2 protein-coding genes are annotated in these 1639 nt (G+C 65.9%); both read left to right on the forward strand.

The features are described 5' to 3' along the window. A partial coding sequence (locus ACWCSD_RS52435) for a carbohydrate ABC transporter permease (RefSeq protein ID WP_449927398.1) occupies nt 1-950 on the forward strand: 950 nt, incomplete at its 5' end. After that, on the forward strand, nt 951-1639 hold a 689-nt coding region (locus ACWCSD_RS52440), incomplete at its 3' end, for a carbohydrate ABC transporter permease (protein ID WP_449927401.1). It abuts the gene before it with no gap.

Genomic DNA, 1639 nt, shown 5'->3' on the forward strand with positions numbered 1-1639 from the left:
ATCAAGAACGACTCCTCGATCAAGAAGTACAAGCGCTGATGTTGTTCAACAGGTATCGCCGCGGGCTGTTCATCACCGCGTTCCTGGCAGCCCCGGTGATCCTCTACCTCGCCTACGTCATCTCGCCGCTGATCCAGGCGTTCCGCATCGCGATGACCGACTGGCGCGGCGTGACGGCCACGCCGGACTTCATCGGGCTGGACAACTTCGTCCGGCTGTTCAAGGACGGCGTCTTCTGGAAGGCCGTCAGCCACAACGCCATGCTGCTCGTGCTGCTGCCGCTGCTCACGATCGTCATCGCGCTGTTCTTCGCCTTCCTGCTCAACGTGGGCGGGCGCAAGGGCTCCTCGGGCATCGCGGGCTCGAAGTTCTACCGGGTGGTGTTCTTCTTCCCGCAGGTCCTGGCCGTGGCCGTGGTGGGCGTGCTGTTCCAGCAGGTGTTCCGGCCCGACGGCAGCGGCATGCTGAACGGGCCGCTGATCGCGCTCGGCGCCAAGCCGGTCGGCTTCCTGTCCGACCCCGGCGTGGCCTTCTGGTCGGTGCTCGGCGTGCTGGTCTGGCAGGCGGTCGGCTTCTACGTCGTGCTGTTCTCGGCCGGGCTGGCCTCCATCCCGCGCGACATGTTCGAGGCGGCGCAGATCGACGGCGCGGGCCGGTTCAGCCTGTTCTTCCGCATCACGCTGCCGCTGCTGTGGGACACGATCCAGGTGGCCTGGGTCTACCTCGGGATCCTGGCGCTCGACGCGTTCGCGATCGTGTGGGTGATGACCGACCAGCACGGCGGCCCCGACTGGTCGACCACCGTCATGGCCGCCGAGATCTACCGCAACGCCTTCCAGTACTTCCGCTTCGGCTACGCCTCGGCCCTCGGCGTCATGATGTTCTTCTTCACCGTCGGCTTCGCCATCCTCTCGCTGCGCCTGTCACGCCGCGAACGAATCGAGTACTAGATGACAACGACGACCACGTGGACGGTGGCGAACTCCCGCAAACTGGCCCGTCAGGAGCGCCGGCGGCGGCTCGGGCCGATGGCCGTGCTCTCCCACGTCGCGCTCCTGGTGTGGACGGTGCTCGTCGTGGTGCCGATCCTGTGGACCTTCCTGGCCTCGGTGAAGAGCGAGGACGAGATCTTCGGCGAGGCGTGGGGGCTGCCGGCCAAGCTCAACTGGGACAACTTCGCCCGCGCCTGGGAGCAGGCGCACATCGGGCAGTACATGCTCAACAGCGTCATCGTCGTCACCTTCAGCGTGGCCGGAACCATGCTGCTCGGCTCGATGGCCGCGTACGTGCTGGCCCGGTACCCCTTCCGCGCCAACCGGCCGATCTACTTCCTGTTCGTGTCCGGGCTGGCCTTTCCGGTGTACCTGAAGCTGACGCCGCTGTTCTTCGTCGTGCAGAACATGGGGGCGGTGCCGCTGGTGGGGCCGTACATCGGGTTGAACACGCATGCGGGGCTGGTGCTGGTCTACATCGCGTACTCGATGCCGTTCACGGTGTTCTTCCTGACCGCGTTCTTCCGTACGCTGCCCACGGCGGTGGGGGAGGCGGCCATGGTGGACGGCGCCTCGCACACCCGCGTGTTCTTCCAGATCATGTTGCCGATGGCCAGGCCGGGCATCATCAGCATCACGATCTTCAA

The organism is Nonomuraea sp. NPDC001684 (assembly GCF_053596515.1).